19 protein-coding genes and 2 riboswitches are annotated in these 22,161 nt (G+C 70.6%); of the genes, 12 read left to right on the top strand and 7 right to left on the bottom strand.

The features are described from left to right. Positions 1-64 precede the first annotated feature (64 nt). The gene (locus tag IH09_RS12995; RefSeq protein ID WP_110952258.1) at positions 65-781 is read left to right on the top strand and encodes a class I SAM-dependent methyltransferase; all 717 of its coding nucleotides are present in this window, start codon (positions 65-67) and stop codon (positions 779-781) included. After that, positions 778-1,821 carry an HNH endonuclease gene (locus tag IH09_RS12990; RefSeq protein ID WP_052856357.1) on the top strand — a complete coding sequence of 348 codons (1,044 nt, stop codon included), beginning with the start codon at positions 778-780 and terminating at the stop codon, positions 1,819-1,821. Before IH09_RS12995 ends, IH09_RS12990 begins: the two co-directional genes overlap by 4 nt. Positions 1,822-2,106: 285 nt before the next feature. Here IH09_RS12990 and IH09_RS12985 read toward each other — a convergent pair whose 3' ends face one another. The 5 genes from IH09_RS12985 to gcvT all read right to left on the bottom strand — a co-directional run bounded on the left by IH09_RS12985 (position 2,107) and on the right by gcvT (position 8,451). Continuing rightward, positions 2,107-3,489, bottom strand: a complete 1,383-nt coding sequence (locus tag IH09_RS12985; protein ID WP_052856356.1) for an L-serine ammonia-lyase — start codon at positions 3,487-3,489, stop codon at positions 2,107-2,109. Positions 3,490-3,593: 104 nt separating this feature from the next. Then, positions 3,594-5,306: an APC family permease gene (locus IH09_RS12980; RefSeq protein WP_052856538.1), complete on the bottom strand. Its 1,713-nt coding sequence runs from the start codon at positions 5,304-5,306 to the stop codon at positions 3,594-3,596. Between the two features lie 197 nt (positions 5,307-5,503). Beyond that, positions 5,504-6,763 carry a serine hydroxymethyltransferase gene (gene glyA / locus IH09_RS12975; RefSeq protein ID WP_052856355.1) on the bottom strand — a complete coding sequence of 420 codons (1,260 nt, stop codon included), beginning with the start codon at positions 6,761-6,763 and terminating at the stop codon, positions 5,504-5,506. Positions 6,764-6,836: 73 nt separating this feature from the next. Beyond that, complete coding sequence (gene gcvH / locus IH09_RS12970; protein WP_052856354.1) at positions 6,837-7,214, bottom strand: glycine cleavage system protein GcvH; 378 nt, start codon at positions 7,212-7,214, stop codon at positions 6,837-6,839. 109 nt (positions 7,215-7,323) lie between these two features. After that, the gene (gene gcvT, locus IH09_RS12965; protein ID WP_052856353.1) at positions 7,324-8,451 is read right to left on the bottom strand and encodes a glycine cleavage system aminomethyltransferase GcvT; all 1,128 of its coding nucleotides are present in this window, start codon (positions 8,449-8,451) and stop codon (positions 7,324-7,326) included. Positions 8,452-8,484: 33 nt separating this feature from the next. Further along, positions 8,485-8,594: riboswitch (glycine riboswitch) on the bottom strand. Continuing rightward, a riboswitch (glycine riboswitch) is annotated at positions 8,595-8,690 on the bottom strand. Positions 8,691-8,909: 219 nt separating this feature from the next. Between gcvT and IH09_RS12960 the strand changes: the two genes are divergently transcribed. From IH09_RS12960 to IH09_RS12920, 9 genes are all read left to right on the top strand, one after another. After that, on the top strand, positions 8,910-9,608 hold the full coding sequence (locus IH09_RS12960) for an AAA family ATPase (RefSeq protein ID WP_052856352.1): 699 nt from the start codon (positions 8,910-8,912) through the stop codon (positions 9,606-9,608). Positions 9,609-9,745: 137 nt separating this feature from the next. Beyond that, a complete protein-coding gene (locus IH09_RS12955; RefSeq protein ID WP_094793168.1) occupies positions 9,746-10,543 on the top strand; it encodes an enhanced serine sensitivity protein SseB in 798 nt (265 codons plus the stop codon). Between the two features lie 59 nt (positions 10,544-10,602). After that, positions 10,603-11,400 carry an enhanced serine sensitivity protein SseB C-terminal domain-containing protein gene (locus IH09_RS12950; RefSeq protein ID WP_052856350.1) on the top strand — a complete coding sequence of 266 codons (798 nt, stop codon included), beginning with the start codon at positions 10,603-10,605 and terminating at the stop codon, positions 11,398-11,400. Between the two features lie 384 nt (positions 11,401-11,784). Beyond that, positions 11,785-12,783 (top strand): ABC transporter permease, encoded by a 999-nt coding sequence (locus IH09_RS12945; protein WP_052856349.1) that lies wholly within the window; start codon positions 11,785-11,787, stop codon positions 12,781-12,783. Between the two features lie 113 nt (positions 12,784-12,896). Next, positions 12,897-14,651 carry an ABC transporter substrate-binding protein gene (locus tag IH09_RS12940; RefSeq protein WP_052856348.1) on the top strand — a complete coding sequence of 585 codons (1,755 nt, stop codon included), beginning with the start codon at positions 12,897-12,899 and terminating at the stop codon, positions 14,649-14,651. Between the two features lie 72 nt (positions 14,652-14,723). Then, positions 14,724-15,734 (top strand): ABC transporter permease, encoded by a 1,011-nt coding sequence (locus IH09_RS12935; RefSeq protein WP_052856537.1) that lies wholly within the window; start codon positions 14,724-14,726, stop codon positions 15,732-15,734. A gap of 182 nt (positions 15,735-15,916) precedes the next feature. Further along, positions 15,917-16,936: an ABC transporter ATP-binding protein gene (locus IH09_RS12930; RefSeq protein ID WP_242640885.1), complete on the top strand. Its 1,020-nt coding sequence runs from the start codon at positions 15,917-15,919 to the stop codon at positions 16,934-16,936. After that, entirely contained in the window at positions 16,933-18,096 is a 1,164-nt protein-coding gene (locus IH09_RS12925; RefSeq protein ID WP_052856346.1) for an ABC transporter ATP-binding protein, read from the top strand. The genes IH09_RS12930 and IH09_RS12925 overlap by 4 nt, the downstream gene beginning before the upstream one ends. 96 nt (positions 18,097-18,192) lie before the next feature. Further along, positions 18,193-19,611, top strand: a complete 1,419-nt coding sequence (locus IH09_RS12920) for a M1 family metallopeptidase (protein ID WP_052856345.1) — start codon at positions 18,193-18,195, stop codon at positions 19,609-19,611. Positions 19,612-19,653: 42 nt separating this feature from the next. Here the strand turns inward: IH09_RS12920 and IH09_RS12915 are convergent, their stop codons facing one another. After that, positions 19,654-20,289 (bottom strand): trimeric intracellular cation channel family protein, encoded by a 636-nt coding sequence (locus IH09_RS12915; protein ID WP_052856344.1) that lies wholly within the window; start codon positions 20,287-20,289, stop codon positions 19,654-19,656. A 138-nt stretch (positions 20,290-20,427) separates the two neighbouring features. On the opposite strand from IH09_RS12915, the gene IH09_RS12910 reads away from it, so the two are divergent. Next, complete coding sequence (locus tag IH09_RS12910) at positions 20,428-21,276, top strand: thioesterase family protein (RefSeq protein ID WP_052856536.1); 849 nt, start codon at positions 20,428-20,430, stop codon at positions 21,274-21,276. Positions 21,277-21,303: 27 nt separating this feature from the next. Here IH09_RS12910 and IH09_RS12905 read toward each other — a convergent pair whose 3' ends face one another. Further along, entirely contained in the window at positions 21,304-22,134 is an 831-nt protein-coding gene (locus tag IH09_RS12905; protein ID WP_052856343.1) for an alpha/beta fold hydrolase, read from the bottom strand. Positions 22,135-22,161 lie beyond the last annotated feature (27 nt).

Here is a 22,161-nt window from a genome sequence, read left to right as displayed (position 1 = left end):
CCGTCCGCCCCGGTCCGCCGCCGCTCCGCGCCGGACTGTCAGTGGGGTCATCTAGCCTTTCGGCATGACGAGATCCAGCAACGGCCGGAGCGGCGACGGGGACGGCGACCGGAACGGCGATCGGGACGACGGACCGGGAGGTGTCCGGGCCGGTGATCCGTATGCGCCGGATCCGCGGGACGGCGCCGCCTCCGGGGTCCAGCCGTACTACGCCCGCTCCGCGGCGGTGCTGGCCGAGCGGTACGAGAGCGTGAGCTTCGAGACGGTCCATCGCGACGTCCTGCATCTGCTGCCCGGCGCACCGGCCAGGGCCGCGGACATCGGGGCCGGCACGGGGCGCGACGCCGCGGCGCTGGCCCGGCGCGGCTATGACGTGGTGGCCGTCGAGCCCGTCCGGGAGCTGCGCCGGGTGGCCCGGAAGCTGCACGACGACGTGCCCGTCACATGGCTGCCCGGAGCCCTCCCGGCGCTGACGCCGCTGACCGGGCCGTTCGACCTGATCCTCCTCTCCGCGGTGTGGATGCACCTGGACGAGGGCGAGCGCGAGCCGGCCATGCGCCGGCTGCACGACCTGCTGGCCCCCGCAGGGCGGCTGTTCGTCTCGCTGCGGCACGGACCGCTGCCCGAGGAGCGGCGGATGTTCCACGTGTCCGCCGAGGAAACCGTTGCGACGGCCGGGCGCTGCGGCCTGCGGGTGATCCACACCGGCGCGAACGGCGACGAGCTCGGCCGGGACGAGGTGCGCTGGAGCCGGCTGGTCCTGGAGAAGGGGGGAATATGACGGGAAGCGAGTTCTACCGGGTGGAGCCGTCCGCCCGCTCGTCGTGGCGGCTGGCGGTGCTGATGGGCGCCAACTCCCGTACGTACAAGTTCGCGCTGGGTCGCGCCCTCCTGGACCTCGCCCGGCAGGGGCACGCCGAGGTGCCGTTGCGCGATCTCGCGGTCCCTTATGCCATGAGCCTGGTCGAGCACGCGGCGCAGGCCCCGCAGGCGTCCGAGAGGACACCGGTCGGCACGGCGGATTTCCTGGCCGTCGTCGCCGCCGAGAGCGCGGAGTCACGGCGGCTCGGCACCCCCACCGACCGACTGCTGGACGCGGCGGTGCGTTCCCTGCCCGCGATGGTGCTGCGGAAGTTCCACAACCTGCGGGGCATCCCCGAACTCCCGCACCGTTTCTACGAAGTGACGGGCAGCGGGGGGAGTGCGGGCGGCTCCGGCGGTCCGGGGCGCCGGATCGTGCGGCTCACCGACGACCTGCACCGGGTGGCGCGGTCGGAGCAGGCCGTGGGGCTCCGGGCGGAGCTGGGTGCGCGGTGGAGCATCGTCGAGAACTCCTTCGCCACGGGCATCGGCCGCAGCCTCATCGCCGACGGGTTCACCGTCGACCGGGCGACGTCGGCACTCACCGACACCCAGCGGCGCCGGTCCGTGGCAGGGGTGACCGAAGCCGTCATCGGCTTCCAGCACGGCCGCTGCCTGACCTGCGGCGATGACATCGCGCCGGAGTGCAGGACCGTCGTCGACCACGTTTTTCCGTACGCCCTCATGAAGCGCTACGGCAGCGTCTCGGGCTGGCCCGGCCCCGATCTGGACCAACTGTGGAACCTCGCCCCCGCCCACGAGACGTGCAACAGCGCCAAGAGCGACCGGCTGCCCACCGACGACGAACTCCGACGACTCGCCCGCCGCAATACGGCGATCATGGAGTCCCCGGTTCCGCTCAAACGGACGCTCCAGCTCACCCTGGAACCCCCGGGCAACGGCCGCCGCCCCGGCGGCTGGCCGCAGTTCCTGCGCGAGGTGAGCGGACTGGTCTCCTGACAGCGGGGGCACACACCGCACACACCTCTTACGAGGCACCGGGCCGCGTCACTCACCCGGCGCGGAGCCGCCGCCTTCACCTGCGACGGCGGCGGCTCCGGCAACCTGGCCTGCGACGGCGGCCTCGGGCCTGACCCGGGTCAAGGTCACCGCGCCGGGGAGACAGCGGTGATCAAGACGGGCCTACGCGGCGCCGCGGACCGGATCCCCCCGTTGCGGAGAGCGGCCCGGCCACGCTAAAACACCCGAACGCACTGGTCAGGCCCCCGCCCCCGTACCCCCCCCTCAGCACTCAATAATGTTCACCGCGAGCCCGCCCCGGGCCGTCTCCTTGTACTTGACGCTCATGTCGGCGCCGGTCTCCTTCATGGTCTTGATGACCTTGTCGAGGGAGACGTGGTGGCGGCCGTCGCCGCGCAGGGCCATGCGGGCGGCGGTGATGGCCTTGACGGCGGCCATGCCGTTGCGTTCGATGCACGGGATCTGGACGAGGCCGCCGACCGGGTCGCAGGTCAGGCCCAGGTTGTGTTCCATGCCGATCTCGGCGGCGTTCTCGACCTGCTCGGGGGAGCCGCCGAGCACCTCGGCCAGGCCGCCGGCGGCCATCGAGCAGGCGGAGCCGACCTCGCCCTGGCAGCCGACCTCGGCGCCGGAGATGGAGGCGTTCTCCTTGAAGAGCATGCCGATCGCGCCCGCGGCGAGCAGGAAGCGGACGACACCGTCCTCGTCCGCGCCGGGCACGAAGTTGATGTAGTAGTGCAGGACGGCCGGGATGATGCCGGCCGCGCCGTTGGTGGGCGCGGTGACGACCCGGCCGCCGGCCGCGTTCTCCTCGTTGACGGCCATGGCGTAGAGGGTGACCCACTCCATCGCGTGCGCCAGCGGGTCGCCCTCGGAGCGCAGCTGGCGGGCGGAGTGCGCGGCCCGTCGGCGGACCTTCAGACCGCCCGGCAGGATGCCCTCCTGGGACATGCCGCGGGCGACGCAGGACTGCATGACCTGCCAGATCTCCAGCAGCCCCGTGCGGATCTCCGCCTCGGTGCGCCACGCCTTCTCGTTCTCCAGCATCAGCGCGGCGATGGACAGACCGGATTCCCGGGAGAGCCGCAGCAGCTCGTCGCCGGTGCGGAAGGGGTGCGCCAGGACGGTGTCGTCGAGCTTGATGCGGTCCTCGCCGACCGCGTCCTCGTCGACGACGAAGCCGCCGCCCACCGAGTAGTACGTCTTCTCCAGCAGCGGGGCGCCGGTGGCGTCGTACGCGTAGAGCGTCATGCCGTTGGCGTGGTACGGCAGGGAGCGGCGGCGGTGCAGGATCAGCTCGGTCGACTCGTCGAAGTCGATCTCGTGGTCGGTGCCTATCTCCGCGCCCAGCAGCCGCAGCCGCTTGGTCGTGCGGATCCGCTCGACCTCCGCGTCCGCGCGCGTCACGTCGACGGTGCGCGGGGAGTGGCCCTCCAGGCCGAGGAGGACCGCCTTGGGGGTGCCGTGGCCGTGGCCGGTGGCGCCGAGCGAACCGAACAGCTCGGCGCGCACCGAGGCCGTCTGGGCGAGCAGACCGTCCTTCTTGAGGCGTCCGACGAACATCCGGGCGGCGCGCATCGGGCCGACGGTGTGCGAGCTGGACGGCCCGATGCCGATGGAGAAGAGGTCGAACACGGAGATGGCCACGGTGGCGGACTCCCTTGTCTGCTCGTGGTGGACGGTGGAGCAATGGGGCAGGTTGTGCGTTTCTGCGCCGACTGTCGAGCGTAACCCGGCGACGGCACAGGCCGTCAGACGGAGGTCTTCGGGCGGCCGTCGCCGGGGGAAACGGAGGGTGCCGGCGCGGTCCCGACGGTCCCGGCCGGAGCGATGGCCTCGTGGTCCGCGGCCGGTGCGGTGTCCGCGCCGTCGATGACCGGGTCCGGGCCCGGCAGCCCCGCCTGATGGGCCTTGACCCCGGCGCGGACCGCCCAGAAGTAGAAGGCCACGGCGGAGAGGGCGACGAGGGCGATGTCCAGGCCGCCGGGGATGGTGCCCCGGCCGCCGAAATCGGTGCTGCCGAGCGCCGAGAGCAGCGCCATCCACAGCAGGAAGGCGACCATCCACCAGGCGGGTGCGAACTGCCGGCGCAGGTTCCGCTCACCCTTGCGGCGCAGGACGATCGCGGCGATCGGCACGGAGACCAGCGTGAGCAGCGCGACCTTGCCGGTGTCGGGCCACTTGGACCAGTACAGGGCGCAGGCGGCGAAGGCGAAGGTGATGGGACAGAGGATCTTGGCGGCGGGCAGCCGGAAGGGGCGCGGGAGCTCCGGCTTGGTCTGCCGGAAGACGCCGACCGCGATCGGGCCGATGAGGTACGAGATGACCATGGCGGCCGAGATCACGCTGGCCAGCGCCTGCCAGCTGTGGCCGACGGTGAGCAGCAGGAGGAAGGAGAAGCCGAGGTTGAGCCACATCGCGGGGCGCGCGGTGCCGTACTTGGGGTGCACCGCGGCCAGCTTCTTGGGGAAGAAGCCGGTCTCGGAGAGGTTCTTGACCATGTACGCGGCGGACGCGACGTTGGCGATGTTGGAGCCGGCCGGCGAGATGAACGCGCCGAACTGGAGCATCGTGACGACCCAGTGCAGCATCAGCAGCTTGGCGAGGTCGGCGAAGGGCGAGCTGAAGTTCACGCCCTGCCAGCCGCCGGCCTGGGCGAGCTGCTCGGGCGGCACGGCGCCGAGGAAGGCGGTCTGCAGCGCCAGGTAGATCACCAGGCCCAGCGAGAGCGCGCCGACCAGGGCGATCGGGATGGCCCGGCCGGGGTTCTTGGCGGCGCCGCCGAGATTGACCACGGCCTGGAAGCCGTTGAAGGCGAAGACGACACCGGAGGTGGTGACGGCGGTGAGCACCGCGGGCCAGCCGTACGGGGCGAAGCCGCCCTGCGAGGTGAAGTTGGAGGTGTGGAAACCGGATGCGATCAGGGCGATCACGGCGAGTACCGGGATCGCGAACTTGATCAGCGTGAGGAAGGTGTTGGCGCGGGCCAGCAGCTGTACCGACCAGTAGCAGGTCAGCCAGAGCGCGACGGTCAGCAGCATCGCGACGCCCATACCGGCCGTCGTGAGCTGGTTGCTGCCCGGGTCGACCAGGCCCTGGGCCCAGCCGAAGTTCCAGGACGCCATGTACTGGGTGGCGGCGATCGACTCGATCGGGATCAGTGAGGCGACCGCGATCCACACCGCCCAGCCGGTGATGAAGCCGAGCACCGGGCCGTGCGAGATGTGGCCGTAGCGGGCCATACCGCCGGGTATCGGATAGGCGGAGCCGACCTCCGCGTAGGACATGGCGATCATGCCGATGAAGACCGCGCCGATCACCCAGGCGACCAGTGCCGCCGGGCCCGCGACCTGGGCCGCGGCGCCGGCGCCGAAGAGCCAGCCGGAGCCGAAGATCGAGCCGATGCCGATCATGATCAAGGCGAAGAGGCTGAGCCCCTTCCGGTTGCCCGCGCTCATGTCCATGGAGTGCGTGTCCGTCCTGATGTCGTGGAAAAAGCCGCTCGTCATTGAGTGGCTACTGACACCTTATTTGCTGAAAAATCGCAAAAAGCCAGGTAGACAGACCACGAGCCCGGGACCAACGGCCCCGGGCTCGCGGCCCGTTCGTCCCGCACCCGCCGTCTTTCCGGCGGGCTCCCGCGGTCACCTCGTGAAACGTGTCACAGGGTCGGGTACAGCGGGTGCTTGTCGGCGAGGGCGGTGACCCGGGCCTTGAGCGACTCGGCGTCGTACGCCGGCTTCAGCGCCTCGGCGATGATGTCCGCCACCTCGCGGAAGTCCGCGTCCTGGAAGCCGCGAGTGGCCAGCGCCGGGGTGCCGATCCGCAGACCCGAGGTGACCATCGGCGGCCGCGGGTCGTTCGGGATGGCGTTGCGGTTGACGGTGATGCCGACCTCGTGGAGCCGGTCCTCCGCCTGCTGGCCGTCGAGCTCGCTGTTGCGCAGGTCGACCAGGACGAGGTGGACGTCCGTACCGCCGGACAGGACGGAGACACCGGCCTCCGTCACATCGGACCGCATCAGCCGCTCGGCGAGGATGCGGGCGCCGTCCAGGGTGCGCTGCTGGCGCTCCTTGAACTCCTCGGACGCCGCGACCTTGAAGGACACCGCCTTCGCCGCGATCACATGCTCCAGCGGACCGCCCTGCTGGCCCGGGAAGACCGCCGAGTTGATCTTCTTGGCGAGCTCCTGGGTGGAGAGGATCACGCCACCGCGCGGACCGCCGAGGGTCTTGTGCGTGGTGGTCGTGACGACATGCGCGTGCGGTACGGGGGAGGGGTGCAGCCCCGCCGCGACCAGACCGGCGAAGTGCGCCATGTCGACCATCAGGTACGCGCCGACCTCGTCCGCGATCCGGCGGAAGGCGGCGAAGTCCAGCTGGCGCGGGTACGCGGACCAGCCGGCCACGATCAGCTTCGGGCGGTGCTCCTTGGCGAGCCGCTCGACCTCGTCCATGTCGACCAGGTTCGACTTCTCGTCGACGTGGTAGGGCACCACGTTGTAGAGCTTGCCGGAGAAGTTGATCTTCATACCGTGGGTGAGGTGCCCGCCGTGCGCGAGGTTCAGGCCCAGGATGGTGTCACCCGGCTTGATCAGCGCGAACATCGCGGCCGCGTTGGCCTGCGCGCCCGAGTGCGGCTGGACGTTGGCGGCCTCGGCGCCGAACAGCGCCTTGATCCGGTCGATGGCGATCTGCTCGACGACGTCGACGTGCTCGCAGCCGCCGTAGTAGCGGCGGCCCGGGTAGCCCTCGGCGTACTTGTTGGTGAGGACGGAGCCCTGGGCCTCCATGACGGCGACCGGAGCGAAGTTCTCCGACGCGATCATTTCGAGGGTGGACTGCTGACGGTGGAGCTCGGCGTCGACGGCGGCGGCGACGTCGGGGTCGAGCTCATGGAGGGAGCTGTTGAGAAGCGACATGAGTCTTTCCTGGAGGGTCAGGGGGCGCGAAGCGCTTCCACGTGGGCGGTGGCGGGTGGCCTGCGGAGCGGTCTCAGCCGGCGGTGAAGGCGGTGTACTCGTCGGCCGTGAGCAGATCGTCCGGCTCGCCGGTGAGCTTCACCTTGAACAGCCAACCGCCCTCGAACGGGGCGGAGTTCACCAGCGAGGGGTCGCCGACGACCTCCTCGTTGACCTCGGTGACCTCGCCGTCGACGGGCGAGTAGAGATCGCTGACCGACTTGGTCGACTCCAGCTCACCGCAGGTCTCGCCCGCCGTGACCGTCGTGCCGACCTCGGGAAGGTCCACGTAGACGACGTCGCCGAGCGCGTTGGAGGCGTGCTCGGTGATGCCGACCGTCGAGACGCCCTCCGCGGCGTCCGACAGCCACTCGTGCTCCTTGCTGTAGCGCAGCTGCTGGGGGTTGCTCATGTCTTGATTCTCCTGTACGCGGTGGTGTGATCGTGAAAGGGGTCTTGCCCAGTGAGACGCGTCGGGCGCGCCGGCGCCGCCGCGCACGCGCGCGGGCCGGCGCCGGGCGCTACTTCTGCCGCTTGTAGAAGGGCAGCGCGACGACGTCGTACGCCTCATGGCTGCCGCGGATGTCCACGGCGACGCCCTCGGTGCCCGGTTCGGCGTACGCCGCGTCGACATACGCGATGGCGATCGGCTTCCCGAGGGTGGGGGAGGGGGCCCCGGAGGTGACCTCGCCGATGACGGTGCCGTCGGCCGCGACGACCTGGTAACCGGCGCGCGGCACCCGGCGGCCCTTGGCGGCCAGGCCGACGAGCTTGCGCGGCGGGCTGGCCTCGGCGCGCGCGGCGGCCGCCGCCAGCGCGTCCCGGCCCACGAAGGCGCCGCCGTTGGTGGTCTTCTCGAATTTCACGACCCGGCCGAGGCCCGCGTCGAACGGTGTGGTCGCGGTGGTCAGCTCGTGCCCGTACAGCGGCATGCCCGCCTCCAGGCGCAGCGTGTCCCGGCAGGACAGGCCGCACGGGACGAGACCGGCGTCCTTGCCCGCCTCGGTCAGCGCCGCCCACAGCGCGGCCGCGTCGGCGGGCCGTACGAACAGCTCGAAGCCGTCCTCGCCGGTGTATCCGGTACGGGCGATCAGCGCGTCCACCCCGGCGACCGTGCCGGGCAGGCCCGCGTAGTACTTGAGGCCGTCCAGATCGGCGTCCGTCAGCGACTTGAGGATGCCGGGGGACTCGGGGCCCTGCACCGCGAGCAGCGCGTACGCGTCCCGGTCGTCGCGGATCGCCGCGTCGAAGCCGCCGGCCCGCGCGGTCAGCGCGTCCAGCACCACCTGGGCGTTCGAGGCGTTGGCGACGACCATGTACTCCAGGTCGGCGAGGCGGTAGACGATCAGGTCGTCGAGGATGCCGCCCGCCGCGTCGCAGATCATCGTGTAGCGGGCGCGGCCGGGCTTGACGCCGCCGATGTTGCCCACCAGCGCGTAGTCGAGCAGGTCGGCTGCTTGCGGGCCGGTGACGGTGATCTCGCCCATGTGGGAGAGGTCGAAGAGGCCGGCGCGGGTGCGGACGGCGACATGCTCGTCGCGCTCACTGGCGTAGCGCAGCGGCATGTCCCAGCCGGCGAAGTCGGTCATGGTCGCGCCGAGCGCGCGGTGCGTGGCGTCCAGCGCGGTACGGCGGGGGGCATCAGTCATGGTTCCGGGCTCCCAGGCAAGGGTGACAAGACGTTCTCCCCATCTGTCATCGGAACCTGAGAGGTTCGCCGGGAGTCCGTGAGCGGAACCCGGTTTGCACCTTGGGTGGAGCCACATCACCGCGGCTCGCTTTTCAGATCTGCCTCGCCCGCGCGGTATAGGGGCCTGAGAGATTCAAGGGAGGACTTGCTCCTTCGGCGCCCCGCCGTGGCGGCCGGGGACTCTCCCGCGCGGATTCAAGCGGCCGGTATGCAGTTGGACGTGCACGGATGGGCACTCGTGTGCACGTGGCGCCGACATCATTGCACGGGATCGCCGGATGCAGGAGACCTGGCCGCCACCCCGCTCGGGACGGCGGCGGATCGGTGAATCGCCGGACCGCACATTGCCTTTTCTTTACACTCTGCGGCAGGGGACGGACCCGCTCCGGACCCCACCGGACGGGGAGGGCGAACACGGTGCACCAGGAAGCCGCCTGCGCGATTACGACGGGAGCCGCGCCGCCGCCCCCGGCCCGGCGCGCCCCCGCACCCCCGGCCGCCGGCGGACCCGCGGACGGTGCCGGGGTCCTGGACCTGAGGGGGTTGCGCGCGGCCCGGCGCGCGGCCGGACTGCGCTTCCCGGCGGGCGCCCTCGTGGTGATATCCGGTCTGCCCGGCAGCGGCAAGAGCACCCTGATGCGCCGCGCCGTGGCGCCCCTGGACCGGCGCGGCGGGGCGGTGCACCGCATCGATTCGCAGGACGTCCGCGCCCGCTGGGCGCGCGGCCGGCTGCGCCCGCTGCCGTACGTCCTCTACCGGCCGCTGGTCCGGGCCGCCCACTACCTCGCGCTGCGCCGCGCGCTGCGTTCCGGCGGCAGCGTGGTGGTGCACGACTGCGGGACGCTGGTGTGGGTGCGGCGCTGGATCGCGCGGGTGGCCGGCCGCGGCGGCCGCGGGCTGCATCTGGTGCTGCTCGATGTGCCGCCGGAGGCGGCGCGGTCCGGCCAGCGGGCCCGGGGGCGCGGCGTCTCCCGGTACGCCTTCGCCCGGCACCGCAGGGCGGTGGACCGGCTGATCGGCGCGGCGGAGGCGGCCCGGCTGCCGGCCGGCTTCGCCTCGGCGGTGCTGCTCGACCGGCGGGCGGCCCGCGCGCTGGAGACGGTCACCTTCGAATAGCGGCGGCCGCGCCCAGCTCCGGACAGCGGCGGCCGCGCACCGGCGCGGCCGCCCGCGCCCGTCCGTCGTCCGCGCACCCCGCCACCAGCCGCTAGGGTCGTTGGCCAGACAGCGCGGCCGGGAACGGGTGGATGAACATGAACTTTCAGGAGCAGGGGATACCGCAACTGGCGTGGCCCGCGAACGAGCTCGAAGAGGTGCTCTCGGCATCGCTCGGGCACCCGGGCGCGGGCGGCCGGATCGTCGAGGCGCTGGGCCGCAGCCAGGTGTGGGTGCCGCTGCCCAGCGGCGGCGGCCCGGACAGCGCGGGCCCCGGGGCCCCGGGTCTCGATCTGCCGACCGTCGAGATCGGCGGCGCGGTGTACGTCCCGGTCTTCAGCTCCGAGCAGGAGTTCCGGCGGGTCGTCGGGGAGCGGATGTCCTTCGCGGTCGCGCCCGCCCGGGAGTTCGCCCGCGGGCTGCCGCCGCAGCTCGGTATCGCGGTCAACCCCGACGGCACGGTCGGCGTCCCGCTGCCGCCGCCCGCGGTGGCGGAGCTCTGCCGGACGGGGCGTACGGAAGCGGACGGCCCGGCGACCGGCGGGCGGGTGCGGCTCTTCGAACCGGACTGGCAGGACGAGCCGGTGGACTTCCTGGCCGCGGCGGGACTGGAGTTCTCCGCCGCCGGTTTCGTGCTGACCGCCCGGCGTGCCCTGGCCAGCGTCGAGGGCGACACGCCCGCGCTGTTCGTCGGCGTCGAGGTCGAGACGGCCCCCGCGGCGCTGCACGACGGCAGTGCCCACCAGGCGGTCCTGACGGCGCTGGGCCGGGCGCTCGGAGCGGTGCCGGTGCCCTGGCCCGTACAGCTGGTCATGCTGGACATCGCGCAGGGCGATCCGGTCGCCGACCGGATGCTGGAGCGGGTGCGGCCCTTCTACTCCCGGGACCACTCGTAAGCTGGTTGGATGACGGGCGGGCGCACCCCACGTGCCCTGCCGAAGAAGGGACGGACCACGTGAGCGCGGGTGCGCATCAGGGAGCCGCGGCGGCCGGCCAGGTCGAGCAGATGCTGCAACAGGTCGCGCCCGGCCGGTACGACGCCTACGAAGCGCTGCTGCACGCTCTCGCCGCCGGCCAGGTCTGGATGCTCCTGTGGCACGGCCGGGCCGGGATGCCCGACGCGCAGTACGGAAACATGGAGGTCGAGGGGCTCGGCTACGCGCCGTGTGTGACCTCCGAGTCCGAGCTCGCCGCCTCCGGCTGGAACCGTGACCACGAACTCGTCACCGGCCCCGATATCGCCGCCGCGCTCTTCCCCGACCGCTGGGGGCTGTGGCTGAACCCGCACACCCCCGGCGGCGGCGTCGGCATCCCGTGGCTGGATCTGCGCCGGATCGCCGGGGGCCTCGACCGGCTGCCCGCCGGACCGCTGCGGATCACCGAACCGGCCCTCGACATCCCGCAGTTCTATGCCCTCTTGGTCCAAAATGCCCACCGGACGCCTGCTGTGCGGTCGTTGCGCCGGGCTTGGGTGCAACCTGCCCTTGGTGTCCCATATTTGGCGATCGGGCTGGATCTGTACGACACCGGCCAACTCGCCGTGGACGCGGTGCGGTTGATGATCCAGCAGTCCATCGGGGCGGTTCCGGATGGTTTGCCCGTATCGACCGTCGCGATGAACGACGAGTACGACCCCGTCGGGATGTGGATGCGGGCCTCGGCGCGCCCGTTCTTCGACCGCGACGACTACGGCCGGCCCGCCGGCCAGGCCCCCGCCCCGTCCTACGGCTACGGATACCCGCGCCCTTACTGACGCGCGGTGCCGCCGCCCCGGCGTGCCGCTTGCTCGCGGTAATTCGCCCCGGGCGCCCCGTGGTTGAGCTTCGCTCCCACCGCCGATTCGTCCGCTGAGCCGTCTCGGTTGTCCGGATATCGGAACCCCTGGACCACATCACAGTTGCGCATCCATTCACCGTCAGGTCTGGTGACTGATCGCGGATCCGATGAAGACTCCCGCAAGCACAGGGTTTAAACCCGGAGTGCGAACGCCATGCAGACAGGCGTTGCGGGTATCTGCGAACTTCCGTTGTGCGAATTTTCGTGGTGCCCCGGACGACTTGCCAGAGTGATGTGAACCAGGCCGCTACCGCGGCGGGCATGGGCCGGCCACCGTCGGCCGAGAGGGGTCAAAGGCACCGTGACCGCACCGATCGAGACCACCGGGGCGGCTGCCGAGGCGCAGCCGGAAGCGGTGCTTCAGGGCGTCGAGAAAAAGCGGATCGAGGGGCGCTCGCTCGGCCAGATCGCCTGGCTGCGCTTCCGGCGCGACAAGATCGCCGTGGCCGGCGCCGTCGTCGTCGTCCTGCTCATCGCGATCGCCGCACTCTCCCGCCCCCTCCAGGCCCTGCTGGGCCTGGACCCGAACAGCCCGAACCAGGCGCTGATCGACCCCAACACCACGCTGCCCAAGGGCGATTTCGGCGGAATGAGCGCCGACCACCCGCTGGGCGTGGACCCCAAGTTCGGCCGTGACCTGCTGGCCCGTGTGCTGGAGGGCTCCTGGGTCTCGCTGATCGTGGCCTTCGGGGCGACCCTGCTGTCCGTGGCGATCGGCACCGTCCTCGGTGTGGTCGCGGGCTTCTACCGCGGGCGGGTCGACGCGGTCATCAGCCGGCTGATGGACGTCTTCCTGGCGTTCCCGCTGCTGCTGTTCGCCATTGCGATCTCCGCCTCGCTCCAGGGCGGCGCGTTCGGGCTGAGCGGTCTGCCGCTCCACCTCGGGGTGCTGATCTTCGTGATCGGCTTCTTCAACTGGCCCTATATGGGACGTATCGTGCGGGCCCAGACGCTGTCGCTGCGCGAGCGGGAGTTCGTGGACGCGGCGCGCGGTATGGGTGCGCGCGGCCCCTTCATTCTCTTCCGGGAACTGCTGCCCAACCTGGTGGGCCCGATCGTCGTCTACTCGACGCTGCTGATCCCCTCCAACATCCTCTTCGAGGCGGCGCTCAGCTTCCTCGGCGTCGGTATCCAGCCGCCCCAGGCGTCCTGGGGCGGCATGCTCAACCAGGCGGTCAAGTTCTACGAGGTCGACCCTCAGTACATGATCGTCCCCGGTCTCGCCATCTTCGTCACCGTGCTCGCGTTCAACCTGCTCGGTGACGGTCTGCGGGACGCGCTGGACCCGCGCAGCCGCTGACGCCTGCCGGGCATCTGCCCAGAAGCTTCCATCAAGTTTTCAGCTTTTCCGGACTTTTGAACGGTTTCGACGGTTTCAACGGTTTTCGACGAACGAAGGGGACACAGACCATCATGCGAAGGTCAGCTCCGGTCGCGGCGATAGCGGCCATCACCAGTACCGGCCTCCTGCTGGCCGGTTGCAGCGGGGGCGGCGGCTCCAGCAGCGGCGGGTCCGCGAAGGCGAACGCCGCCACCCAGGGGATCGTCAACGCCTCGGACGAGAAGGGCGGCACGCTCAACTACGAGATGAGCGACGCGCCCGAGTCCTTCGACCCGGGCAACACGTACTACGCCTTCGTCTACAACTTCAGCCGCCTCTACGCGCGTTCGCTGACAACCTTCAAGCCGGGCCCCGGCCCGAAGGGCAACGAGCTGACCCCCGACCTCGCCGAGTCGATGGGCAAGCCGAGCGACGGCGGCAAGACCTGGACGTACAAGATCCGCAAGGGCGTCAAGTACGAGGACGGCTCCGCCGTCACCTCGCAGGACGTCAAGTACGCGATCGAGCGCAGCAACTTCGCCCGCGACACGCTCTCCCTGGGCCCGAACTACTTCCAGCAGTTCCTTGAGGACAACGAGGACGGCTACAAGGGCCCGTACAAGGACAAGAGCAAGGAGGGCCTGAAGTCCATCGAGACCCCGGACGAGCAGACCCTCATCTTCCACCTGAAGAAGCCGTTCGCGGAGTTCGACTACCTGGTCAGCGCGCCGCAGACCGCCCCCGTCCCGCAGGCCAAGGACAAGGGCGCCGACTACACCAAGTCGGTGGTCTCCTCCGGCTCGTACAAGTTCGAGAGCTACGAAGAGGGCAAGCAGCTCACCCTGGTGCGCAACCCGCAGTGGTCGGCCGCGACGGACCCGCTGCGCAAGCAGCTGCCCGAGAAGATCACCCTGAAGCTGAAGGTGGCCCAGTCCACCATCGACAAGGACCTCAAGTCCGGTGCCACGAACCTGGACCTGGCGGGCAAGGGCGTGGACGCGCAGACCCAGGCGCAGCTCCTGACGAACTCCAAGGACAAGGACAACACCGACAACGCCCTCGGGCAGCGGCTGTCCTACACGGCGATCAACACCCAGGTGAAGCCGTTCGACAACGTCGAGTGCCGCAAGGCCGTCGAGTACGCCATCGACAAGAAGGCGGTGCAGACGGCGCTGGGCGGCCCGATCCGTGGTGACATCGCCTCCACCGTCCTGCCGACGGACATCGACGGCTACCAGAAGTTCGACCTGTACCCGCAGAAGTACTCGGGTGACGCGCTGGACCTGACCGAGGCCAAGAAGCACTGGGACGCGTGCGGTGCCGGCAAGATCAGCACCACCATCCTGGCCCGCAGCGACCGCCAGGAAGAGGTGGACGCGGCGACCTCGGTCATCGACTCGCTGAAGAAGATCGGCATCAACGCCAAGATCCAGCAGTACCCCTCCAGCAAGTACTTCTCGGACTACGCGGGTGTGCCGGAGTTCACCAAGCAGAACAACGTCGGCCTGATGATGATGCAGTGGGGCGCTGACTTCCCGACCGGCTACGGCTACCTCCAGCAGATCCTCAACGGCAAGGCCATCGGCACGTCCGGTATCTCCAACCTGTCGCAGCTGGACAACCCGGAGATCAACAACCTCCTGGACACCGCGATCGCCAACACCGACAAGGCCGCGCGGGAGAAGGCGTACGCCGAGGTCGACAAGAAGGCGATGGAGCAGGCCGCGATCGTCCCGCTCACCTACTTCAAGGTCCTGAACTACCGCTCTCCCAAGGCCACCAACCTGGTGTCGACCTCCGCGTACAGCGGTCAGTACGACTACCTCAACGTCGGCGTCAAGAAGTAAGCCCCGGAAGGCAGGTGAAGGCATTGGTGCCCGCGGGCCTCCGTGGCCCGCGGGCACCGACGCCGCATCCCCGTGTTCTCGTACATCATCCGCAGGTTGATCAGCGCGGTGATCCTGCTGCTGATCGTCAGCGCGGTCACCTTCGGCATCTTCTTCCTGCTGCCGAAGCTCGCCGGGCAGACCACTGACCAGCTTGCCCAGCAGTACATCGGAAAGGCCCCCACACCCGCGGACATCGCCGCGGTGAAGAAGAACCTCGGCTTGGACAAGCCCGTGTACGAGCAGTACTGGGACTTCCTCAAGGGCATCTTCGTCGGCGTCGACTACAAGTTCGGCCCGGAAGCGGCGCGTTGCAACGTGCCGTGCTTCGGATACTCCTTCAAGACCCATATCGAGGTCTGGCCCGAGATACAGTCGCGCCTTCCGGTCACCATGTCGCTGGCCTTCGGTGCGGCGGTCGTCTGGCTGGTCTCCGGTATCTCCACCGGTGTCATCTCCGCGCTCCGCCCCGGCTCGATCTTCGACCGGCTCTCCATGGGTGTGGCCCTGGCCGGCGTCTCGCTCCCCATGTTCTTCACCGGCGCCCTGGCGCTGGCCCTGTTCACCTACCAATGGCCGATCTTCGAGCGAAGCGACTACATCCCGCTGTTCGAGAATCCGTTCCTCTGGGCGAGAACCCTGGTTCTGCCCTGGGTCACGCTGGCCTTCCTCTATTCGGCGCTCTACGCCCGCCTCACCAGAGCGGGCATGATGGAAACGCTGGGCGAGGACTACATCCGCACCGCGCGGGCCAAGGGTCTGCACGAGCGCAAGGTCGTCGTTCGGCACGGTCTGCGGGCGGCGCTCACCCCGATCATCACGGTCTTCGGTATGGACCTGGGTCTGCTGCTGGGCGGTGCGCTCATCACCGAACAGGTCTTCTCCCTCCAGGGAGTCGGTGCCTTCGCGGTACAGGCGATCACCGACAACGACCTGCCGAAGGTCCTCGGTGTCACCCTGCTCGCCGCGTTCTTCATCGTCCTTTGCAACCTGGTGGTGGACGTGCTGTACGCCGCCGTAGACCCGCGGGTGAGGCTCTCGTGACCGACTCCTCCGAGAACCAGACCGAGCCGGCCGCGAAGGCCGGGAAGGCCGCGAAGGCCGGAAAAGCAGACAAGGCCGCGAAAGCCGAGAAGGCGGTAAAGGCCGAGAAGGCCGCCAAGGGGAGCGAGGCGGCGCAGCCGGCGGCGGCCGGTGCCGCCGGCCCGCCCACCGCCTTCCTCGAAGTGCGGGATCTGAAGGTGCACTTCCCGACCGACGACGGCATCGTCAAGTCCGTCGACGGGCTCACCTTCAGCCTGGAGAAGGGCAAGACGCTCGGCGTCGTCGGCGAGTCCGGGTCCGGCAAGTCCGTGACCTCGCTCGCCGTGATGGGCCTGCACCGCGCCTCGCGCCAGCAGCGCAGCAAGGTGCGGATGTCCGGCGAGATCTGGCTGGACGGCAAGGAACTGGTCGGTGCGGACCCGGACGAGGTCCGCCGGCTGCGCGGCCGCGAGATGGCGATGATCTTCCAGGACCCGCTGTCCGCGCTGCACCCCTTCTACACGGTCGGCCAGCAGATCGTGGAGGCGTACCGCGTCCACCACGACGTCGACAAGAAGACCGCGCGCAAGCGGGCGGTCGAGATGCTCGACCGGGTCGGCATCCCGCAGCCCGACAAGCGGGTGGACGACCATCCGCACCAGTTCTCGGGCGGTATGCGCCAGCGCGCCATGATCGCGATGGCGCTGGTCAACAACCCCGAGCTGCTGATCGCGGACGAGCCGACCACCGCGCTGGACGTCACCGTCCAGGCGCAGATCCTGGACCTGATCCGCGATCTGCAGAAGGAGTTCGGCTCGGCGGTCATCATCATCACCCACGACCTGGGGGTGGTCGCCGAGCTCGCGGACGACCTGCTGGTGATGTACGGCGGGCGGTGCATCGAGCGCGGACCGGCGGCGGAGGTCTTCTCCGCGCCGCAGCACCCGTACACCTGGGGCCTGCTCGGCTCCATGCCGCGGATCGACCGCGATCAGACCGACCGGCTCATCCCCGTCAAGGGATCGCCGCCCAGCCTGATCAACGTGCCGTCCGGGTGTGCCTTCAACCCCCGTTGCCCGTACGCGGATGTCCCCAAGGACGATGTCACCCGCACGGTGCGCCCCGAACTGCGCCAGGTCGCGGGCGGGCATTTCTCCGCCTGCCACATGACGCAGGAGGAGCGGGAGCGTATCTGGACCGAAGAGATTGCGCCGAGGCTGTGACCGAGACGACTGACGACGAGAGCAAGAAGATCCCGCCGCAGCAGGCGGCCGGGAAGACGGCGGCCGAGGGGCCGAAGGACGGTCCGGACGGGTCCGGCACGCCGCGGCAGCCCGCCGGGGACGCCGAGCCGCTGCTGCGGGTGCGCGGTCTGGTCCGGCACTTCCCGATCACCAAGGGCCTGCTCAAGCGGCAGGTCGGGGCGGTGCAGGCGGTCGACGGCATCGACTTCGACGTCCGGCCCGGGGAGACGCTCGGCGTCGTCGGCGAGTCCGGCTGCGGCAAGTCGACGATGGGCCGGCTGATCACCCGTCTCGACGAGCCCACCGGCGGTGCCATCGAGTTCGAGGGCACGGACATCACGCATCTGTCCACGGGCAAGCTGCGGCCGATGCGCCGCGACATCCAGATGATCTTCCAGGACCCGTACGGTTCGCTGAACCCGCGGCACACCATCGGCGGGATCGTCAGCACCCCCTTCCGGCTCCAGGGCGTCGAGCCCGAGGGCGGGGTCAAGAAGGAGGTGCAGCGGCTGCTGGAGCTGGTGGGTCTGAGCCCGGAGCACTACAACCGCTATCCGCACGAGTTCTCCGGCGGTCAGCGCCAGCGCATCGGTATCGCGCGGGCGCTGGCGCTCAAGCCGAAGCTGGTGGTCGCCGACGAGCCGGTCTCCGCGCTGGACGTCTCCATCCAGGCGCAGGTCGTCAACCTCATGGACGACCTCCAGGACGAGCTGGGCCTGACCTACGTCATCATCGCGCACGACCTCTCGGTCATCCGGCACGTATCGGACCGGATCGCGGTCATGTACCTCGGAAAGATCGTGGAGTTGGGCGACCGGCAGTCGCTCTACGGTGCGCCGATGCACCCGTACACCAAGGCGCTGATGTCCGCGGTGCCGGTGCCCGACCCCAAGCGGCGGACCGACCGCGACCGCATTCTGCTCAAGGGCGATGTGCCGTCGCCGATCAACCCGCCCTCCGGCTGCCGGTTCCGTACCCGCTGCTGGAAGGCGACCGAGGAGTGCGCCACCACCGAGCCGCCGCTGGTCGCGCTGCGGACCGGCCATCAGGTGGCCTGCCACCACCCGGAGCTGAAGCCCGGCGAGAGCGCGGTTCCGGCCGGTGCGAAGGCGGCGGGCAAGGCGGCAACTGACGGGTAACGCCTGAGGAATTGGCAAAGTCCCGGGCAAGACGGAGCGGGAGAGTGCAGAGTCGGCGCGGTTGTTCCACGACATCCGTGTGAGAAGGGACGGCTCATGGCACTCTCCCGTTCTGCGCGTCGCTCCACCCGCTGGCTCGCCCTCGCCACGGCGGCGGCCTCGGCCCTCACCATCGCGGCCGGACCGCGCGCCACACCCGGCGCCCCCGGCATCGGTGATCCCTACTTCCCGAATCTGGGCAACGGCGGCTTCGACACCCTCCACTACGACCTCGGTGTCAGCTACCACCCCGACTCCGGCCGCCTCGACGGCCGGACGACCCTGACCGCCAGGGCCACCCAGGACCTCTCCTCCTTCGACCTCGACCTGCAGAAACTGACGGTCGATTCGATCCGGGTGAACGGCACGCCCGCGGACTTCGGCAGAACGGGCGACGAACTCGTCATCCGGCCCCGCTCCCCGCTGCGGCGCGGCCGCACCTTCACCGTCACCGTCGTCTACGGCGGCGTCCCCCAGCCGCTGAGCGGCCCGATCATCTTCGGCTCCCCGTACGGCTGGATGAAGACCAAGGACGGTGTCTTCGTCGCCTGCGAGCCGAACGCCGCCTCGACGTGGTTCCCCTCCAGCGACCACCCCAGCGAGAAGGCGACCTATGACATCCGCATCGACGCCCCCGCGGGCCTGACCGGCGTCTCCAACGGCCGGCTCATCAGCTCCTGGACGAAGCACGGCCGCTCCTACGCCCACTGGCGCGAGAGCCGGCCGATGGCCACCTACCTCGCCACCGCCACCATCGGGAAGTTCGACGTCCGTACGGGCACCACTCCCGGCGGCACCCCGATCTACGTCGCCACCGACCCCACCCTCCCCGCCGGCAAGGTCGACGTCTACGGCATCACCGCCGAGGCCACCGACTACTGGTCCAAGCTCTTCGGCCCGTACCCCTTCGAGGAGACCGGCGCCATCGTCGACGACATGCCGCAGGCCGGCTTCTCCCTGGAGGTGCAGTCCAAGCCCGCCTACTCGGCCGTACGCAGCGAGTCGACCATCGTCCACGAACTGGCCCACCAGTGGTTCGGCGACTCGGTCTCGGTCAAGCAGTGGAAGGACATCTGGCTCAACGAGGGGTTCGCCACCTACGCGCAGTGGCTGTGGGGCGAGCACCGGGGCACGTCGACCGCGCACGACGCGTTCCGCAAGGCGTACGACGCGGCACCGGCCGACGACGCCTTCTGGCAGCTGCGGGTCGCCGATCCGCAGCGGGACACGATGTTCTCCGACGCGGTCTACGAGCGGGGCGCGATGACGCTCCAGGCGCTGCGCGAGCGGATCGGCGACCCGGCGTTCTTCCGGCTGCTGCCGGCCTGGACCGCCGCGCACCGCTACGGCAACGCGAACACCTCGCAGTTCATCGCCCTCGCCGAGCGGATCTCCGGGCAGCGGCTGGACGGTTTCTTCGACACCTGGCTGAACACCCCCGGCAAGCCGGCGCTGCCGGCGGAGGCGGGGAAGTAAGGGGGTAGCCGGGCGCGCACCCGCGGCGCGCCCGGCCCGGCGTCAGCCGGACCCCGGCCCGCCCCGGCCGCCGGAGAGGCGGTGCGGCCGGGGCAGGTGCAGCCCGAGGTAGACCGAGCCCATCCGCAGGGCGAAGACCACCCCCGCCGAGATCGCCGCGGCGGTGGTGGCCCCCGCGCCGAGGTGGTAGATCCCCAGATAGCAGCAGGCACCGGCCAGCGCGGCGATCGCGTAGACGTCCTCGCGCAGCAGCAGCGGGGGGAACTCCCCGCACAGCACATCGCGGATGACCTCACCGGCCACCCCGGTCAGCACGGCGAGGATGAGCACCGCGAGCGGGGTGACACCCGCGTCGATGGCGGCGCGCGCCCCGATCACCGTGACGACGGAGAGCCCGATCGCGTCGACCACCAGCAGCGATCTGCGGGGCAGCGACCAGAACCGCAGATAGACGATGGTGCCGACGCCGACGCAGATGATCAGCGTCAGCAGCACCCAGTCGTGGGTCCAGTACAGCGGCCGTCGGTCGAGGATCAGATCACGCAGGGTGCCGCCGGAGATGGACGCGGCGAAGGCGAGGACCAGCCCGCCGAACGGGTCCATGTTGGCGCGGTAGGCGGCCAGCACCCCGCTCGCGGCGAAGGCCGCGATGCCGACCAGGTAGAGCACATGAAGCATGGCGCCATGGTCTCAGGCCCCGGCGCCGTGCCCTTCGCCCGCGGGACGCGCGCGCTCAGCGACGATCGGCCGCCCGGCCCGGGAGATCGTAGAAATTAATACTACCGGTCGGTAACTATCCGGTGTAGCGTGCTCGCCATGGCATTGGCAACCATCGGTAACAGCGAGTTCGACCGCGATACGGCGGTCGTCCGCCGCGCACCCGGCGTCTATGACGCGCACCTCGCCGCGGGCTGGACGATCGCCCAGGCGGTCAACGGCGGCTATCTGCTCGCCCTCGTCGGCCGCGCCCTGGGCGACGCGCTGCCGCACCCCGACCCCTTCTCGGTCACCGCGCACTACCTGACCGCCTCCGTCCCCGGCCCGGCCGTCATCCGCACCGAGGTGGTCCGCACCGGCCGCACGATGTCGACCGGCACCGCCACGCTCGTCCAGTTCGCCGAGGACGGCACCGAGATCGAGCGGCTGCGGGTGCTCGCGGCGTACGGCGATCTCGACGCGCTGCCCGACGACGTCCGGACCTCCGCCAAACCGCCGGCCATCCCCCCGAGGGAGCACTGCCCGGGGCCCGACAGCGCCCCCGGCGGCCGGGCGTCCGTCCCCGGCGGTACGTCCTTCGCCGAGCGGATCGCGCTCCGGCTGGACCCGGCGACCGCGGGCTGGGCGGTCGGCGCGCCGTCCGGCAAGGGCGAGATACGCGGCTGGTTCGGCCTCGCCGACGGCCGCGAGCCCGATCCGCTCTCCCTCCTGCTCACCGTCGACGCGCTGCCGCCGACCGCCTTCGAGCTCGGGCTGTCCGGCTGGGTGCCCACCGTCGAGCTGACCGCCCACGTCCGCCGCCGCCCGGCCCCCGGCCCGCTGCGCGTCGCCCTCACCACACGCAATCTGGCCGGCGGCTTCCTGGAGGAGGACGCCGAGGTATGGGACTCCGCGGACCATCTCGTCGCCCAGGCCCGCCAGCTGGCGCGGGTGCGGCTCACGGGGTGAGGCGAGGACGTCCACCGGTGCGGGTGGTCACCGGAGGAAGTCCGACAGTTCCGCCGTCAGCCGGTCCGGCGCGTCCTCCTGGACGAGATGCCCGGCCCCCTCGATGAGCCGCAGCCGCGCACCGGGAATGGCGGCGGCCAGCTCGTGCCCCTTCGCGGCCGGGATCCAGGCGTCCTGCGCGCCCCAGCAGACCAGCGTCGGCAGCGTCAGTTCGCCGTACCGCCCCTGGACCTCGTCCGTCATGCGCTGGTCGTTCTGCGCGATCTGGCGGTAGAACGCGGCCTGTCCCTGGGCGGTGCACCACGGCTCCACCAGCCGGTCGAGGACGGCCGGGGGCAGGCCGGGATGGCTCGCCGAGGCGAGGTACTCGCGCACCAGTGCCCGGTGCAGCGCCGGCGGCAGCTGCGCGAACACCTCGGAGTGCGCGCCCAGCAGGCGGTACGCCGGCGAGCCCCAGGGCGCCAGCGCCACCGGGTCCACCAGCGCCAGCCGGTCGTACCGCGCACCGTGCAGCAGATGTGCGCGCAGCGCGACGCAGCCGCCGAAGTCGTGTGCGACGACGGCCGGCGCCGGCAGCTCCCAGTGCGCCAGCAGCTCGCCGAACACGACCGCCTGCGCGGCGAGCGAGACGTCCTGTCCGGCGTGCATCGCCGAGGCGCCGTAGCCCGGCATGTCCCAGACGAACACCTGGTGGCGGGCGGCGAGGCCGCGGGCGATGCGGCGCCAGACGTAGGACGAGAACGGGGTGCCGTGCAGCAGGACGACCGGCGGTGCACCGGCCGCGCCCTTGCCGAACGACGCCCATCGCACCGTGCCGGAGGAACTGTGGAATTCCCGGTCCAGAAGCCACTGTGTCATGACCGTAAGGCTAATTACTCCTTACCG

It is taken from the genome of Streptomyces celluloflavus (genome assembly GCA_000720995.1).
Lineage (GTDB): Bacteria > Actinomycetota > Actinomycetes > Streptomycetales > Streptomycetaceae > Streptomyces > Streptomyces celluloflavus.
Note: the sequence above shows the minus strand (reverse complement) of the source record. Positions and strands in the feature narration are given on the sequence as shown.

What these genes read in the sequence shown, in the direction of transcription:
- IH09_RS12995 (WP_110952258.1), top strand. Translation starts at nt 65, where the DNA reads ATGACGAGATCCAGCAACGGCCGGAGCGGCGACGGGGACGGCGACCGG.
- IH09_RS12990 (WP_052856357.1), top strand. Translation starts at nt 778, where the DNA reads ATGACGGGAAGCGAGTTCTACCGGGTGGAGCCGTCCGCCCGCTCGTCG.
- IH09_RS12980 (WP_052856538.1), bottom strand. Translation starts at nt 5,306, where the DNA reads ATGGACATGAGCGCGGGCAACCGGAAGGGGCTCAGCCTCTTCGCCTTG.
- glyA (WP_052856355.1), bottom strand. Translation starts at nt 6,763, where the DNA reads ATGTCGCTTCTCAACAGCTCCCTCCATGAGCTCGACCCCGACGTCGCC.
- gcvH (WP_052856354.1), bottom strand. Translation starts at nt 7,214, where the DNA reads ATGAGCAACCCCCAGCAGCTGCGCTACAGCAAGGAGCACGAGTGGCTG.
- gcvT (WP_052856353.1), bottom strand. Translation starts at nt 8,451, where the DNA reads ATGACTGATGCCCCCCGCCGTACCGCGCTGGACGCCACGCACCGCGCG.
- IH09_RS12955 (WP_094793168.1), top strand. Translation starts at nt 9,746, where the DNA reads ATGAACTTTCAGGAGCAGGGGATACCGCAACTGGCGTGGCCCGCGAAC.
- IH09_RS12940 (WP_052856348.1), top strand. Translation starts at nt 12,897, where the DNA reads ATGCGAAGGTCAGCTCCGGTCGCGGCGATAGCGGCCATCACCAGTACC.
- IH09_RS12920 (WP_052856345.1), top strand. Translation starts at nt 18,193, where the DNA reads ATGGCACTCTCCCGTTCTGCGCGTCGCTCCACCCGCTGGCTCGCCCTC.
- IH09_RS12915 (WP_052856344.1), bottom strand. Translation starts at nt 20,289, where the DNA reads ATGCTTCATGTGCTCTACCTGGTCGGCATCGCGGCCTTCGCCGCGAGC.
- IH09_RS12910 (WP_052856536.1), top strand. Translation starts at nt 20,428, where the DNA reads ATGGCATTGGCAACCATCGGTAACAGCGAGTTCGACCGCGATACGGCG.
- IH09_RS12905 (WP_052856343.1), bottom strand. Translation starts at nt 22,134, where the DNA reads ATGACACAGTGGCTTCTGGACCGGGAATTCCACAGTTCCTCCGGCACG.